We start from the raw sequence: 14,542 nt of genomic DNA on the forward strand, positions 1-14,542 counted from the left end.
CCCAGCCTCGACCTGAAGGCTGAACGCTGACGGCTGACAGCGATTATTCGATGGCTTTCCGGAACCGTTCGGCAATCTGGGCCGGTGGGAGCGGAACCCAGGGCACATCTTCCACTTGCTCGGTGATCTTGACCAGCAACAGACTGGGCCCGTCCTTCCCCAGCATGTCCTTGAACTCGTAGACCAGGTCCTCCCGCTCACGCACCCGCTCCACGTTCACGTAGCCGGCGGCCTTGGCGACCTGGTCCAGCTTCACGACCCGCGAATAGGACGGCTGGTTGCCCCCGCTCCCATAGACTTCGTTATCCAGCACCACGTGGATGAAGTTTTTCGGTTTCAGCGCGCCGACCGTCGCCAACGTGCCCAGGCCCATCAGCACGTTCCCGTCCCCGTCCAGCACCACGACCTTTTTCTGCGGCTTGTGCAGCGCCACTCCCAGCCCGATCGCCGCCGCCATGCCCATGGAGCCGGTCATATAAAAATTCTCGGGACGGTCTTTGACCTTGAAGGCTTCCCGCGAGGCGAACCCATTGCAAATGATGACCGGCTGATCGCTGACCAGGTCCAACAGGGCTTGGATCGCCCTGGCCCGGCTCTGCATGGTCCCTTCTTCCGGTCTCATTCCTAGTCCTCACTCATCGCCGTTCGTAAAGAGTTATCAGTGTTCTGTGATCAGTTCTCAGTTTCCGGAACTGACTACTGAGAACTGGATACTGACAACTTTGATTCACGTTTCACGGCTGAATCCCACGCACCACGCCGCTTTTCAGGAGCAGCGCGACGGGAATGCGTTCCTTCATGAACGTCTGCGCGACCCAGCGAAAATCATCGGAAGCCGTCTGCTCAGACAGGGTCCGGTGAGGAATGCGGACCGTCTCCAGCACCTGCGTCACGGTCCGGCCCATGACAAGGTGCTCCGGCGCGTCTTTTCCATCGAAGCCCCGCCAGGCGATGACCAGCAGGCAGGGCTGGCGATAGAGCAGGTTCAACGAGGCCAGTGTATTCAGGCTGTTTCCCACGCCGGCATTCGCCATCAGCACCGCCGGGACCCTGCCGGCCATGAAGGCGCCGGCCGCCATCGCCACGGCTTCATCTTCGCGGACCGCCGGCGTGTAGAGGCGCCGTTCGATCAGCGTCTCGATCACGCCCGCCAGCAACACATCCGGCACACCCGTGAAGAAGTCGAACCCGATATCCTGCAAGGCCTGGCAAAACGCATCGCTCTCGATCATGACGCCCCATGACGAAGGATTCGCCGACATCCGCCGATTGAAGAACGGCGCATTATAGCGAAGCCCCTCCCGACTTCACAAGGAACGGGTCGCCCGCGCCCCTCGCGCCGCGCCGATTGAGTTCGCTTCCCCAAAGATGCTATGGTTTCGCGACCTGCGACGGAATGGACACCGATGCCCCCTCTGATTGCCCACAGCCGGCCCCGTCTGACTGCAGCACTGATCTTGCTGGCTTGGCTCTGGCCGGCCCCGTTTCTCCCGGCCACCGTCGAGGCAGGCACCTTGCTCAACGACCCCAAGGGATTCCGCAACATCCCCTGGGGCTCCCCGCTCACCAATCAGGCGGAGCTGGCCCTGATCCAGAACATGGACCGGGTGAAGGGCTATGAAGTCCCGAAAGAGCCGCCTCATCTGGGAGAGACCACCGTCGAATCGGTCCGACTCTTCACGATCGACGGCCAGTTCGGCCGGGTCACCATCCGGTATCAGGGCAAAGACACTCATGACGCGGTCCTGGCGTATCTCCAATCCCAATTCGGCCCGATCGACCGGTCGCCCGGCTCCATGATGCGAGGCCTCAACCAGCAGTACAATTGGCGGGGGACCGACACGGAGATCAACCTGACCTATGAGGCCAAGCGGGAGCGGGGCTACCTGTTCATCGAAAGCCGCACCCTTTCCCCCCGGTTCAACGATGCTCTGGCAGACACAGGCTCCAGTTACTGACGCCCGCCCGCGCCGGTTGCGGCGCGCGTCCGGTTCGTCCACATTCTGCCTGCTGGCTTTCGCGATCCTTTACCTGTCGTCCCCCTCTCCCGCTTGGGCTGTCACGATGGCCACCGATCCCAAAGGGTTCGAGGGAATTCCCTGGGGCGCGGCGCTGGCCGAAGCGCCGACGTTTCCGCTCACGTACTCGGAAGACCGAATCAAGGAATACCAGCTCAAGCAGGAGCCCCTGCTGATCGGGACTGTTCCCGTCCAATCCATGAAGTTCTCCACCGTGGATGGGAAGTTCGCCCGTGTAACCGTCCGCTACCAGGGCGCGCTCCAGCACGAAGCCATGCTCCGCTACCTCCAGGCCCGCTACGGCCCGCTCGACCTGACGCCGGGCCAGACCATGGCCGGCGCCAACCAGCAGTACAACTGGCGCGGCCCCGAGACCGAAGTCAACCTGACCTATGACGGCAAACAAGAGACCGGCGTCGTCTTTTTTGAGAGCCGCGCCCTCGGGGCCAAGTTCGCCGAAATCATGAGCGGGTTCTGACCGACCCGACCCGTTTCCCCGCCGCTTGCCGCGCCAAACGGCTTATGATAACATCTCCGGTGAGTAATCACTCACTTACCGAGTATCCGATGCCGACGTTGCACGCCGTCAAACCGCACAAACCGCTTAGGGGCGTTCCCCGATCGCTCCGGCCTTCCGGGCAGGAACGGCAAGCGAGCATCATCACCGCCGCCGCCGCACTCTTTGCCGCCAACGGATTCAAGGGCACGACCACAAAAGAAATCGCCAAGTCCGTGGGGATCAGCGAGGCCCTGCTCTTCAAGCATTTCCCCACCAAACGCGCCCTCTACGCGGCGATCTTGAAGGAAAAGGTGTCCATTCCCGAACTGCTGGCCAGCGTGGAAGAGGCGGCCAAGAAGCGGGACGACCGGCAAGTCTTCACGTTGATCGCCAGTCACCGCATCCGCCGGGGCGCGGACCCGACGTTGCTCCGCCTGCTCCTGTTCAGCGCGCTCGAAGGGCACGAGATCTCGGCCATGTTCTTCCGCACCCAGCACCGAATCTTCTACGATTTTCTGGCCGGCTACATCGCGCAGCGGGCCAAGGAGGGCGCGTTCCGGCACGTAGACCCGATGCTTGCGGCCAGGGCCTTCACCGGCATGATCGCCCACCACCGGATGTTGCACGAAATCTTCGGCATCCCGGCCCACCGGAGCCCCGAAGATAGCGTGGCCGCCTATGTGACGCTGTTTCTGGATGGCTTGCTGGCCGCCCGTCCCGAAGGCCGCACGCCCGCCGCCCGGAGGCAGTCATGAACCACATCCGCCGCCATCCGGGCCTGACGGTGGCCGCGATTCTGATCCTGGCGCTCGCCGGCCTGGTCGTGTTCCGCCTGACCAGCAGCGGGGCCAAGCCCGACACGAAGAAGGGCCGCGTGATCACGGTCGGCATCGGCACGCCGATCCGCCAGGATCTGGACGTGCGCCTGACTTTTACGGCCGATATCGAGCCGGATCAGCAGATCAACGTCTTTTCCCGTGTGGACGGCTACATCGCCAAGTTCCACGTGGACGAAGGCGACTACGTGAAAGCCCACCAGTTGCTGGTCGAAATCGACCACACGGATTACGTCCACGCCGTCAACCGCGCCAAAGCCAACCTGGCCGCAGCCAGGGCCGATGTGCTCCGGCAGGAAGCCAACATCCGCAACGCCAAACTGACCCTCGACCGGATGCAGAAGTTGATCAAAGATCAGTTCGTGTCCCAGCAGGACCTGGACAACGCCCAGGTCAACTACGACATGGCCCTGGCCCAGATCGAATCCGTGCGCGCCCAGGTCAAGCAGATGGAGGTGGCGCTGCAACAGGCCGAAACGAATTTGACCTACTCCTACATCCGCGCCCCCTTCGCCGGCTACATCGCGGAGCGGACGCTCGACACCGGCGCCTCCGTCACCGGTTCCACCGCCAGCACCTCGACGACGGCGCGCGGCATCCTGACGTTGCAGAGCATCGGGACGGTCCGCACGATGATCGAAGTGGTCGAGAAGAACGTGCCCCTGATCAAGATCGGGCAGAAAGCGGAAGTGCGGGCCGAGGCGTACCCGGACAAAGTTTTCATGGGCCAGGTCACCCGGATCGTCCAGGCGCTGAACCGCGGCACCAGGACCATGACGGTCGAGGTGGATCTGCCGAACAAGGACCTGGCGCTGAAGGGCGGCATGTTCGCGCGCGTCGAGATTCTGGTGGGCAGGCATCCGAACGCGATTCAGATCCCCATCGATGCCCTGACCAAGCTGGAAGAGGCCCAATACGTCTACGTGGTCCGGGACGGCAAGGCCCACCAGATGCCCGTCGAAGTGGGGGTCCGGTCCGGGAACATGATTGAGGTGACCAAAGGACTCGCCGGCACCGAACAGGTGATCGTGTCGGGCAAAGACTTGGTCGGAGAAGGGACCCCCGTGCAGACCAGGCCGGCCGACCCGACGCCCGGTCCCGGCATGTCGCCCGAGCCGACCCCGCAAACGGTCCCGACGGACAAGCCGGCCGGGCCGGTGAAACGCGAGGGGTGACACGCCGTGCAGGCACAGGCTGAATGATGCATTACTCGCCGACCAAAATCTCATGCCTGCGATGCAGCGTTCAGCGTTCATCGTTCGTCATTTGTTGATATGTGGCTGACTCTCCTCGCCCTCAGAAACCGCATCGGCATCCTCATGCTCTCGCTCGCGATGGTCGTGCTGGGCTGGACCTCGCTGGATCGCCTGCCCGTGGACTTGTTCCCCAACATCCAGGTGCCGGTCGCCTTCGTCGGCGTGATCTACAAGGGCGCGCCGCCCCTGGACGTCGAGCAAAGCGTCGTCTACCCGATCGAGAAAGCCGTCAGCTCCGCCTCCAACGTCGAGCACGTGGAATCGTTCGCCAAGCACGGCATCGGCGCCGTCCAGATCTGGTTCAACTGGGGGGCCGACATCAATGTGGGTCAGATGGAGGTGATGCAGCGCGTCACCCAAATCTTGAATCAGCTGCCGCCCGGCATCCTCCAACCGTTCATCGTCAAATTCGACGTGTCGAACATCCCCGTCGCCCTGGTCACCGTGACCGGCCCCAACATGGACGAACGGGCCTTGTACGACCTGGCCTACAACACGATCGCGCCCCAGATCGAACAGATCGCCAACGTCGCCGCCGCCACGGTCGAGGGCGGCAAGATCCGGCAGATCAACATCAACCTGGACCCGGCCCTCCTCCACGCGCGCGGGCTGTCGATCCTGGACGTCGTCAAGGCCGTGAAAGCCTCGAACCTGATCCTGCCGTCCGGTGACATCAAGGCCGGCAATCTGGACTACAACGTCTTCACCAACAACCAGTTCAAGACCGTCGAGCCGATCAACGACGTGATCGTGAGGCTGACTCCGCAAGGCAACCCCGTGCGGGTGCGCGACCTGGGCACCGTCACGGATTCCTCCGACATCCAGACCAACATCGTCCATACGGACGGCCAGCGGTCCGTCTACCTGCGCGTGAACAAGCAGCCGACCGCCAACACGGTGGCCGTGGTGGACGCGCTCCGCAAAGCCCTGCCCAAGATGGTCGGCATTCCGCCGGGGGTTCAACTCGGCGTCTCCTTCGACCAGTCGCTCTACATCCGGCAATCCATCAACAACCTCATGGAGCAAGCCTTGCACGGCTCTCTGCTGGCCGCGGCCGTGATCCTGGTGTTCCTCCGGAACTTGGCCAGCACGATGATCATCTCGGTGGCCATCCCCCTCTCGATCATGGTCACGTTCATCGTCCTCTACTTCAGCGGCGAGACCCTGAACGTGTTCACGCTGGGCGGCCTCGCCCTGGGGATCGGCCGCCTGGTGGACGACTCGATCGTCGAACTGGAGAACATCCAACGCCACCTGAACGCCAGCCACCAGCGGTGGGAAGAGGTCCAGGCCCTGGCCAAGGACGTCGCGCCGGAGGCCAGACTTAACCTGTCGGTCCCGACCAAGTGGGAAGCGCTGCTGGAGGCGGCCCGCGAAGTAGCCATGCCGATCTTCGCCTCCACGGTCACGACCGTCGTCGTGTTTCTCCCGATCCTCTTCGTGGTGGGCATCGCCAAGCTGTTGTTCATCCCGCTCACGCTGACGATCGCGATCTCCCTCTTCACCTCCTTTTTCATCTCGCGCACCGTCACGCCGGCCCTCTGCTACAAATTCCTGAAGCCCGAGCAGGACGCCCTCCGCTCCATGCCGGCCTGGTGGGTCCGCCTGATGCATTGGAGCGAGGCCCGGTACGACGCGCTGGACGCCAGCTACCAAACGCTGCTCACCTGGGTGCTGGGACACAAGAAGGCGCTGGTCGGCGTGATCGTGCTGGTGTTCGCCGCCTCGCTGACCCTGATCCCGGCCATCGGCACCGAGTTCATTCCGGTGACGGACGAGAGCCAGTTCCGCATCAACGTCCGCGCGCCGGTGGGCCAGCGGGTGGAGAAAACCGAGCAGCAGGTGTCGGAGATCGAACGGGTGATCCGCGAGACGATCCCGCCGAACGAGCTGGAGACGGTCGTCTCGAGCACCGGCGTGCTCGCGCAAGGCCGCTCGTCGCTGTTTAACCGCAACACCGGTCCCCATACCTCGCAGATCCAGGTCTACCTGACCTCGCCGGACAAGCGCCGGCGCAATCAGGTCCAGATCATGAGCGAGGTGCGGCCCAAGATCCTCAAGCTGTTCCCCGGCGTGGCCATGTTCTTCGACCCGGGCGGCATCATCAAGCGGGTGACCAGCTTCGGGTCCCAGAAAGCGGTGGATGTGGAGATTTACGGCTACGACCTGGAAAAGGGCCGGGCCGTGATCAAGCAGGTGGAAGCCGCCATGCACCAGGTCCACGGCCTGGCCGACATCGAGGTCAGCCGGGAGGAAAACTATCCGGAGCTGGACATCGAGGTGGATCGGGAAAAAGCGGCGCTGCTGGGCGTGAGCGAGACCGACGTGGCCAATGCCGTTCTGTTTTCGCTGAACGGCAACGGGCAGACCGATCCGATCATTTTCACGGACCCGCAGACCGGCAACGAGTACTACATCAGCGCCTGGCTCGCCGAGCCCTACCGCAAGAACCTGACGGACCTGGACGACATCCTGCTCACGACCCGGGGCGGCTCCCCGGTGCTGCTCAAGAACGTGGCCCAGGTCCACATGAACGCCGGCCCGGTGCAAATCGAGCGCAAATACTTCCAGCGCATCGTGCACATCACCGCCAACCCGGTGAACCGCGACCTCGGGGCCATTGCGGCCGATCTGGAGGACCGCTTCGCCGAGCTGCAAATGCCCCAGGGGTTCAGCGTCCGGCTGGCCGGCCAGATCCAGCAACAGCGCGAGACCTTCGAGGGCTTGGTCTTCGCCACGATTCTGGCCTTGCTGCTGGTGTACATGGTAATGGCCGCCCAGTTCAAATCGTTGCTGGACCCCTTCATCATCATGTTTTCGGTGCCGATGGGATTGCCGGGCGTGATCCTGATGCTCTTCCTCACCCACACGACCCTGTCCACCACCTCGTTCATGGGGATGATCATGATGCTGGGGATCGTGGTGTCGAACGGGGTGCTGCTCGTGGACTACACCAACGTGTTGCGGCGGCGCGGGGTGGGCCTGCACGAAGCGGTGGTGCTGGCGGCCCGGACCAGACTGAGGCCGATTTTGATGACCTCGCTGGCCACCGTCTTCGGCCTGTTGCCGATGGCGATGGGGCTGGGCACCGGGGGCGAGACCAACGCGCCGCTGGCCCGCGCCGTGATCGGGGGGCTCAGCGTCTCCACGATCCTGACCCTCTTCCTGATCCCGACGCTCTATTTGCTCCTGGAGCAGCGGTTCCCGCGGAAGACCGAACCGGAGATGGAACGACAGGCAGGCGGCGTTCGTATCTCGTGAAGCGTATCTCGTCGCTCAAAAAACGTATCTCGTATCTCACGAAGCATTATTCGCAGGGAAGCCGTCTTTCTTCACGCTTCACGAGGGACGCTTAACGGTCTTCGGCTAGCGAACAGAGGGGAAGAGCGACTTGAGCTGAATGGCCAGCGTGAGATCGCCGCTGATTTGAAGACGGCCGGTCATGGCCACTTGCATTCCGTCCAGCCGCCCGGCCAGGATTCCCACGCAGTCCTCCCCCGACAGAGCCAGCGTCACATCGGGGCCTGGATGCACTCCCTCCTGCACCTGACACACGCTGTCCTTGATGGAGAGAATATACTGTCCGCCCTGAGGACCGCTGAGGTCGAACTGGTAAACCGCGGCGACGCCCTCCGCCGCGTCCGCATCAAGACGTTGCGGCAAGGTGTCGAAGAACTCTTTGGTGGTGCGCGGCGGCATGCAGTAGAGCCAGGCCCAGCGAGGCCGGGCCTGACCCCTGTGTCTTCGTCAGTACCGAACGGTGACCGACGCGGTGCTGGACTTGGCCCCGAAGAAGTCCCGCGAGAAGGCCTCGACCACGTTCGGGTCGTACCCCTTGCAGCTGAAGATGTCCAGGTAGGCGCGGTTGGTGTCGTTGGCGAAGTGCCCGCTGATCAGCGAGGTCTCGATGAGCTGAACCATTGAGTAGCCCGCCACCCGACCCTCCCCGAAATTGACGACCTGGCATGCTCCGAAGCGCTTCATCCCGATAACCTTGCACAGGGCGATCACATAGGCTTCGATTTGGTCCCGGTCGCGGATCGTCTCGGGGTTGCAATCCTGCAGGTCCACGGAGGTGCACAGGCCCCAGGCCTTGCCTTCCCCGACCAGGTCCTGGGCGGTTTCGACGGCGGACGGTAAGATGGTGGCGTCGACGGCTGCAACGTTCATTGTTGGGGCTCACCTTTCGGCTAAAGTGTGGGGGGTCGGGCGGGTTATTCCCAGCCGATTGACGGCGCACTATATAACAGGATTTCGCCTGCTGTCTAGGGACGGCGGCAACTTTTTATACTTTATTGACAGACGCCAAACCGCTCCGACACAATGACGCCCATGACGACTCCGTCCTCACCTCCCCCCCGTCAGGCGACGCAGGCCACGACGCCGGATACGGCGTCGGCCGCCATCCCGGACCGAACCTGCGCCTGGTGCAAAGTGCCGATGACGAAGCGCCTGGTCGGCGGCGGCCTGTACATCCACTATACCTGCCCCAAGTGCATCTTCCAGCACACGTCGAAGCGGGAAAAGAAGAGCGGCTGATGGACGGCACGTGCGTTCAGCGGCGGCATGATGCGGCCATATCACAGGCCCTTCAGCGTCATACTGTTGGCCTCTCGTTCATAGGACTATAAGAGTCCACTCGCGGCACTCTCTCCGCATCCCACACCGGTATTCCCCGCCATACCGCCTGCCTCAGCGCCATCCGTTCCAGCCGCTAAAGAGAAGAGAGAACGGGTAACAAGTCGCTTGTAGACCTGTCACCCGTAGTCAGTTCAAGCAGGCATGATTAAACTCAGCAGTGTCTGGTTAACGAGGATATTAGGTTTTCGTCCACGTTCGCGGGGGCACCTTATCTCGACGTCGCTATCCTTTCGTCAAGATAGGTTCGATCGCAGGGATGAGTTCACTCAAAGCCGTTCCGTAGGCCACAGCTACTCGGGAATAGGAAAGTATTTCTCGTGATCCGGTGTAATCAGTGTCCGCACCTTCAACCTGCCATTGATGCTCGGACTGCTGAGGTGTTTTCACATAGGAATAGTGGATGATTCGCACTCGAATCCGCCGAAGGTCGAGGCCGATTGGCTTCTCGAACCAGTCCTTCATTTCTGGAACCCGCTTGCCGAGTTCGGTCATAGCTCCGTTCACGAGTTCGCTCTGGCTCAGGTGGAGGCCAAAGGCAGAATTGGCTGCCTGCGCAACCTTGTCAACAGCAGCCATTACCGAGACAATCACGCCCTCGAAATGCGCTTGGACTTGGATCAGTGGTGTATTTTGGTCCGGGTCAGGCGATCCTAACTTTTCTTCAAGGGACTTCACGCGATACTCAGCAATCAAGCATTGGCGCTTGGCTGCATCAACATAATGGGTCCAGTTATCAAGAGTCCCGGGCATCATTCACCGACAATTTAACTTGAGTGTGTTTACCGGTCGAAGTCGCGGAGTTTGCGGCGCTGGCCGGCGGGGCGGTTCTGGGGCCCGTCCAGTTCCTGTAGCTTGTGCTGTACTCTTTCGATCAGGCGCTGGTTCGCCGGCGTCGGTTTGACGACCCTGAGGAACATCCGGAATTCTCTTGCTGCGTCGTCGCGGCGGCCGTCGGCAAGCAAGGCCCGGCCGAGACCCGCGTGGGCCCTGGCGAGGTCCGGGTTGAGCCGGAGCGCCTCGCGGAATTCGCGCGCGGCCCCTTTGAAGTTGCCCTCCTCCTGCAGGAGATGCCCCAGGGTCAGATGGGCCCTGGCATTGGCCGGGTCCAGGGTGATGGCCTGCAGGAGTATGGCTTTCATGCTCGCCCGATCCTGCGCGGGTAACGGTTCCCCCTCCACAAACCCGCCTCGCGCGCCGATCGGCCGCCAGGCCCGGACGACGAGGTCCTGCGCATCGAGTTTTGCAAAGGCCTGCTCCCGCTCTTTCAGGAGGGGCTCCGCTCCGGCTTTGGATTTGAGGGCCGCGAGTTCCCTGCCCTTGGCCTCGACTTCCTGCTTCAACCGCTCGGCTTCGGCGCGGGCCTGCTGCAGTTCCTCCTTGGCATGCTCGTTCTTACGCAACGCGTCGATCTGCCGGGCCACCACGGCCGTATCGATCTGCACGGTCACGTCCACGCGCACGACCGTGGTTTCCCCCTCCATCTTGCTGCTCGCGGCCTGTTCCTTCACCTCCACGATGCCCGCCGCATAGGTGCGGATCTCATCGCGGGTGACCTGCAGATTCTTGACCTCACTCACGCTTTCCAGATAGATCCCCGCCTGCTCCAGCGCGAGACGTTTGGCATCCATCAAGGCCAGCCGCTTGGCGTCGGTGCGGGTGTCGTTGTCGCCCATTCGGTATTCGCCGGTCGCCGTGATCGTGCGCAGTTCCGCGTCGGCGGGGGAAGCGGCAAGCAAGGCAAGGAGGCCGGCTGGGGCCGACAGGAGGAGGAACAGGTTTTGCCGGTAATGAGACATCGTGATGGCTCTTCAGCGGTCAATACTTGCGGCTAGCCTATCGCCCATCGCGTAAAATGTCCAGCAACCGGCCCGTTCGATTCATCGAACACGATCGCATCAGTCCGTGACGCTCTCCAATGCCAACAGTGCCTCCGCCTGCGGCTCCACCTGGAAGGCAATGCGGCCGATGATGCGGTCGTCCGCCGTCTCCACGTCCACGCGCCAATCGCCCGGCGCCAGCTTTTGTTTCACCGTGTAACCCCGGTAGCCTCCCTCCCGCCCCCCTGAGATCGTCATGCCGATCCGGTCGGTTTGGGCGAAGTCTCCATTGGCTTGCCGATGCTGCCAGCGGTGGTAGATTGTGCCGTGCAGACGCACGGGCGCATAGATAGCCGTGAAGCAGTAGGCGGGCCCTTCGCCGTGGAATAGATCGTCTGAGCGTTTCCACGCCTGGTACCAGCCCCCCTGCTCGAACGTCAGCCGATAGATCCCGTCCTCCCTGGCCACCTGATGATAAATACCGCCCCGTTTCATGGAGAGGGGCACCGGAGGAATCCAGTTGAGGAAGTAGAACCCCACAAGGGCGCTCACCCCCAGCACCGCCGGCGTCCCATGCCACCAGACATCCCGGTGCGACCAGTCGTCGGTCCCTCGATGGACCAGATGCACCAATCCGACGGCGATGCCCGCGCTCAGCCCGGCTCCGATCAGAAAGACGGCCGTATTCATCAGGCCCGTGACGACGGGCAGAAAGAACGTGATGAAGCTGAAACAGACCAGCGCATAGAGGCAGGCCAGCAAGCGCAGACTGTACAGCCGCTCGAGCAGAAACTCGTTGGCCAGCAGCAGCGCGACCAGGACGACCAGAAAGAGAGCCGTGGTGCTCCAGGAAGCGCTCTTGAGATAGAAGATGGATTGTGCGCTGAAGAGACTCCCCAGGAAGAAATGGATCGCCATGGGGTAGTAGGGACGGAGGCGCCCCGCAAGCCCCGCACCCCCGGCGCCTGCCTCAACCCGCTGAGCCGCGATCCGCTCCGCCCGGAACGTGAGCACGATCAACAGACCGACCAGCGCGAGGTAGCCGAGCAAGATCAGATCGTCCAGGAGACTGTCGATCTGGGTCAGGGTGACGCTGTCGAAGGTCACGCCGGAAAAGAAGAACGCCGCCGGCATGAAGGGATGGCTGATGAGAGAGCGAATCCTGGCGATCACCATGTTGAAAGCCGATCAGGGGAATGGAGGCAACGGCGCATAGGTCATCGGAAGGCCAGTCAGCGATTCCAGCCACCCGGCCATGGCTTCTTCCGGCAGAGGCGCCCGATTCAAGCGGACCTCGATCTGGAACCCTCCCTCCATCCCGACCACGCCGACAATAGCCGAGGCATCCTCACCGCCGGGCTGCAAGATTTGCGTCTGAAATTCGCAGAGGGTGGCGTACAAGCGCCCCTCCGGGGCAATCGCCTGCAGAATCTCCGGCAGTTCGTCCAGTTGGCAGTGGGCCGAGCACCGGTACGCATACCGCGCGCCCCCCTCAACGGTTTGAAATTCGCGGAGCGCCTCTTCCGAAAATCCCGTCAGGTAGGTGCGGACCGTCGCCGGCGCCCCGTTCCAGGTCGCGGCCAGCCGGCTGGCCGGGACCAGAAACTCGAAGGCGTCGGACGTGTTGTACTCGAACTGGCCGGGGCCGAAGGCGTCCGGCCAGGAACAGAGAAACGGCACCGCCTGGTCGCGCGAGCGGAGGGCCACCGACCGTTGTTCGACCGCCACATCCACCGGCAGATCCAGCAAGGCGATCGCATCCTCGAAGATCCGTTGCCGCTCTTCCAGCCACAGATCGCGCCGGGCATCCGCCCGCGTCTCGCCCGGCGGGACCACGTCCGTCGTGTGCACCCGCACGCGGATGAAGGCATGGGCATGGCGAAACCCCAGCCAGAACATCGCCCGCGGATGGTGCAGGCGCAAGGGGCCGGCGAGCCGGAACGGGTGGCTGACCGAGCAATAGGTCCCGAGTTCCTGGTACCGCTGGTAGACCGTATGGTAGGCGCCGGCCAACAGGAAAAAGTCTCCCTGCCAGTCCTCGCGGATATGCACCAGCGTCACGTCTTCCGTCGCCCAGGGGTCCAGCTGATCCAACTCGTCCGGCGCGGCGACGGTCCATTCCTCGACGTAACAGATCACGTCCTTGGCCGGTGGCGACGGGGTCAGCCCCAGCGCGGCCAGCCGCTCTCCCAACGCCAGCACCTCGCCGAAGCTCAGTTGGGCGGGCGACTCCCAGCGCCGCTCACGCATCGCAATCTCCCGGGATGTTCGGCACAGTGGTCACGACTGGACGGAACATGCTCCTCGTCTCTCGTCGTTCGTATCTCGTGCTTGGTAGAGAAGCCCTCTTTCTTCACGCTTCGTCAGGATTTAAGCCGCCATGACTTCCCCTCCACAGAGATATTCTCCAGCAGCCGGTTTAAACTGTCCGTCAGCATGGCGTTGACCAACTCCTGCACGTCCTCCGGCTCGAACCAGAAGACGGTCCGAGACCGGGACCCCTCTAAGACGCGCCTGACCGTACTCCCGTCGGCCTTGTTTTTCGCCAGGATCAGGACGTGAAACTTGGCGGAAATCTCGGTGGAGCCGAATCGGCTCTTGGCATGGACGGACAACTCTTCCACCTGCCCGGTGACGATCACGTCCGCCCCTCCCTGCGTCACAGCAGGCGTGCCGGGACGATCCGGTTGGTTCACGACATTGATCGTGACCTGCCGGCCGGTCTTCGCCAGATACTCCCCGACCAGGCGGGCCACCGACGCACCGGGCAGGCCGCCGGGCACGTCGAAATAGGTCACCCCTCCCCAGAGATGAGTCCGCAGGCCGGTCTTGCCCTTTTCCGGCCGCAGGTCTTCGAAGGCCTCGACCAGCACCAGCTCCGGACTGTCTTTCTGCGACGCCGCAGCCCGTAGTCCCGGCTGTAAATCCAGCCAGACCGTCTCCCCCTTGCCGGCACAGCCGGTCATGTTCACCAACCCCATCGCCCCCAACAGCCACAGGCTCAATCCCCACATACGGTGCCGCATCGGCGTTCCCCTCCAAGCTACAGGCCCCATATTCGCCCCCTTTTTATACCAGGCCGAGTCCCGGCCATTGGACTTCGATCTGCTCGCCGCCCCGCCACCATTGAAACCGCTTGTGACATTGGGAGAGCGCCGCCAGCATGACCAGCACGATGAGCAGCACTATCGCCCGCCTGGTATTCCTCGGCAGCCCGGCCGACTCGGCGACGGGCACCGCTCGCCCGCAGAAGCGGCAGAGGACCGCGGTCGGCTGAATCGGCTCCGCGCAAAACGGACAGGGGCGCCGGCGCGGCGGCAAGAGAAACAACAGCAAGCCGACCAACGGCGTGAAAATGAGCGCCAGCAGGAACCAGCGGAAGCCGGAGCGGCCGAATTCCCTGGTCGCCAGGATTCCGACAGCCAAGGCCAACAGCAGCCACAAGCCTGCGCCCATTTCAAATGACATGCCGTGA

At 62.9% G+C, this 14,542-nt stretch carries 16 protein-coding genes; 6 read left to right on the forward strand and 10 right to left on the reverse strand.

The window, feature by feature from the left end; all coding sequences use genetic code 11:
* Positions 1–43: 43 nt before the first annotated feature.
* Both EPO61_06155 and EPO61_06160 read right to left on the reverse strand, forming a co-directional pair.
* Positions 44–622, reverse strand: coding sequence for a sulfopyruvate decarboxylase subunit beta (locus EPO61_06155; GenBank protein TAJ09636.1), 579 nt, complete (start codon positions 620–622; stop codon positions 44–46).
* Between the two features lie 112 nt (positions 623–734).
* A complete protein-coding gene (locus tag EPO61_06160; GenBank protein ID TAJ09637.1) occupies positions 735–1,262 on the reverse strand; it encodes a sulfopyruvate decarboxylase subunit alpha in 528 nt (175 codons plus the stop codon).
* A 144-nt stretch (positions 1,263–1,406) separates the two neighbouring features.
* Between EPO61_06160 and EPO61_06165 the strand changes: the two genes are divergently transcribed.
* The 5 genes from EPO61_06165 to EPO61_06185 all read left to right on the forward strand — a co-directional run bounded on the left by EPO61_06165 (position 1,407) and on the right by EPO61_06185 (position 7,870).
* Positions 1,407–1,958, forward strand: coding sequence for a hypothetical protein (locus EPO61_06165; GenBank protein ID TAJ09638.1), 552 nt, complete (start codon positions 1,407–1,409; stop codon positions 1,956–1,958).
* Positions 1,927–2,496 (forward strand): hypothetical protein, encoded by a 570-nt coding sequence (locus tag EPO61_06170; protein ID TAJ09639.1) that lies wholly within the window; start codon positions 1,927–1,929, stop codon positions 2,494–2,496. Before EPO61_06165 ends, EPO61_06170 begins: the two co-directional genes overlap by 32 nt.
* A 44-nt stretch (positions 2,497–2,540) precedes the next feature.
* The gene (locus EPO61_06175) at positions 2,541–3,272 is read left to right on the forward strand and encodes a TetR/AcrR family transcriptional regulator (protein TAJ09640.1); all 732 of its coding nucleotides are present in this window, start codon (positions 2,541–2,543) and stop codon (positions 3,270–3,272) included.
* On the forward strand, positions 3,269–4,528 hold the full coding sequence (locus EPO61_06180) for an efflux RND transporter periplasmic adaptor subunit (GenBank protein TAJ09641.1): 1,260 nt from the start codon (positions 3,269–3,271) through the stop codon (positions 4,526–4,528). Before EPO61_06175 ends, EPO61_06180 begins: the two co-directional genes overlap by 4 nt.
* Before the next feature lie 99 nt (positions 4,529–4,627).
* Positions 4,628–7,870 (forward strand): efflux RND transporter permease subunit, encoded by a 3,243-nt coding sequence (locus tag EPO61_06185; GenBank protein TAJ09642.1) that lies wholly within the window; start codon positions 4,628–4,630, stop codon positions 7,868–7,870.
* A 105-nt stretch (positions 7,871–7,975) separates the two neighbouring features.
* Here EPO61_06185 and EPO61_06190 read toward each other — a convergent pair whose 3' ends face one another.
* Positions 7,976–8,308, reverse strand: coding sequence for an SCP2 sterol-binding domain-containing protein (locus EPO61_06190; protein ID TAJ09643.1), 333 nt, complete (start codon positions 8,306–8,308; stop codon positions 7,976–7,978).
* A gap of 48 nt (positions 8,309–8,356) precedes the next feature.
* Complete coding sequence (locus EPO61_06195) at positions 8,357–8,779, reverse strand: S-adenosylmethionine decarboxylase (protein TAJ09644.1); 423 nt, start codon at positions 8,777–8,779, stop codon at positions 8,357–8,359.
* Between the two features lie 162 nt (positions 8,780–8,941).
* Between EPO61_06195 and EPO61_06200 the strand changes: the two genes are divergently transcribed.
* Positions 8,942–9,148, forward strand: coding sequence for a hypothetical protein (locus tag EPO61_06200; protein ID TAJ09645.1), 207 nt, complete (start codon positions 8,942–8,944; stop codon positions 9,146–9,148).
* Positions 9,149–9,472: 324 nt separating this feature from the next.
* On the opposite strand, the gene EPO61_06205 is transcribed toward EPO61_06200, so the two are convergent.
* The 6 genes from EPO61_06205 to EPO61_06230 all read right to left on the reverse strand — a co-directional run bounded on the left by EPO61_06205 (position 9,473) and on the right by EPO61_06230 (position 14,535).
* Positions 9,473–10,003, reverse strand: a complete 531-nt coding sequence (locus EPO61_06205; protein ID TAJ09646.1) for a hypothetical protein — start codon at positions 10,001–10,003, stop codon at positions 9,473–9,475.
* Between the two features lie 26 nt (positions 10,004–10,029).
* Positions 10,030–11,046 (reverse strand): tetratricopeptide repeat protein, encoded by a 1,017-nt coding sequence (locus EPO61_06210; protein TAJ09647.1) that lies wholly within the window; start codon positions 11,044–11,046, stop codon positions 10,030–10,032.
* Between the two features lie 99 nt (positions 11,047–11,145).
* Complete coding sequence (locus EPO61_06215) at positions 11,146–12,243, reverse strand: DUF2914 domain-containing protein (protein ID TAJ09648.1); 1,098 nt, start codon at positions 12,241–12,243, stop codon at positions 11,146–11,148.
* A 12-nt stretch (positions 12,244–12,255) separates the two neighbouring features.
* Positions 12,256–13,317 carry a hypothetical protein gene (locus EPO61_06220; GenBank protein TAJ09649.1) on the reverse strand — a complete coding sequence of 354 codons (1,062 nt, stop codon included), beginning with the start codon at positions 13,315–13,317 and terminating at the stop codon, positions 12,256–12,258.
* 113 nt (positions 13,318–13,430) lie between these two features.
* Positions 13,431–14,093, reverse strand: a complete 663-nt coding sequence (locus tag EPO61_06225) for a hypothetical protein (GenBank protein TAJ09650.1) — start codon at positions 14,091–14,093, stop codon at positions 13,431–13,433.
* Between the two features lie 43 nt (positions 14,094–14,136).
* Complete coding sequence (locus EPO61_06230) at positions 14,137–14,535, reverse strand: hypothetical protein (protein ID TAJ09651.1); 399 nt, start codon at positions 14,533–14,535, stop codon at positions 14,137–14,139.
* Positions 14,536–14,542: the final 7 nt, after the last annotated feature.

It is taken from the genome of Nitrospirota bacterium (genome assembly GCA_004296885.1).
Taxonomy (GTDB): Bacteria; Nitrospirota; Nitrospiria; order Nitrospirales; family Nitrospiraceae; genus SYGV01.

Bases quoted from the DNA above. Each gene is read 5' to 3' on its own strand.
- EPO61_06190 (TAJ09643.1), bottom strand. From the start codon at position 8,308: ATGCCGCCGCGCACCACCAAAGAGTTCTTCGACACCTTGCCGCAACGT.
- EPO61_06200 (TAJ09645.1), top strand. From the start codon at position 8,942: ATGACGACTCCGTCCTCACCTCCCCCCCGTCAGGCGACGCAGGCCACG.
- EPO61_06185 (TAJ09642.1), top strand. From the start codon at position 4,628: ATGTGGCTGACTCTCCTCGCCCTCAGAAACCGCATCGGCATCCTCATG.
- EPO61_06220 (TAJ09649.1), bottom strand. From the start codon at position 13,317: ATGCGTGAGCGGCGCTGGGAGTCGCCCGCCCAACTGAGCTTCGGCGAG.
- EPO61_06160 (TAJ09637.1), bottom strand. From the start codon at position 1,262: ATGTCGGCGAATCCTTCGTCATGGGGCGTCATGATCGAGAGCGATGCG.
- EPO61_06210 (TAJ09647.1), bottom strand. From the start codon at position 11,046: ATGTCTCATTACCGGCAAAACCTGTTCCTCCTCCTGTCGGCCCCAGCC.
- EPO61_06230 (TAJ09651.1), bottom strand. From the start codon at position 14,535: ATGTCATTTGAAATGGGCGCAGGCTTGTGGCTGCTGTTGGCCTTGGCT.
- EPO61_06195 (TAJ09644.1), bottom strand. From the start codon at position 8,779: ATGAACGTTGCAGCCGTCGACGCCACCATCTTACCGTCCGCCGTCGAA.
- EPO61_06205 (TAJ09646.1), bottom strand. From the start codon at position 10,003: ATGATGCCCGGGACTCTTGATAACTGGACCCATTATGTTGATGCAGCC.
- EPO61_06180 (TAJ09641.1), top strand. From the start codon at position 3,269: ATGAACCACATCCGCCGCCATCCGGGCCTGACGGTGGCCGCGATTCTG.
- EPO61_06165 (TAJ09638.1), top strand. From the start codon at position 1,407: ATGCCCCCTCTGATTGCCCACAGCCGGCCCCGTCTGACTGCAGCACTG.
- EPO61_06170 (TAJ09639.1), top strand. From the start codon at position 1,927: ATGCTCTGGCAGACACAGGCTCCAGTTACTGACGCCCGCCCGCGCCGG.
- EPO61_06225 (TAJ09650.1), bottom strand. From the start codon at position 14,093: ATGCGGCACCGTATGTGGGGATTGAGCCTGTGGCTGTTGGGGGCGATG.
- EPO61_06155 (TAJ09636.1), bottom strand. From the start codon at position 622: ATGAGACCGGAAGAAGGGACCATGCAGAGCCGGGCCAGGGCGATCCAA.
- EPO61_06175 (TAJ09640.1), top strand. From the start codon at position 2,541: ATGATAACATCTCCGGTGAGTAATCACTCACTTACCGAGTATCCGATG.
- EPO61_06215 (TAJ09648.1), bottom strand. From the start codon at position 12,243: ATGGTGATCGCCAGGATTCGCTCTCTCATCAGCCATCCCTTCATGCCG.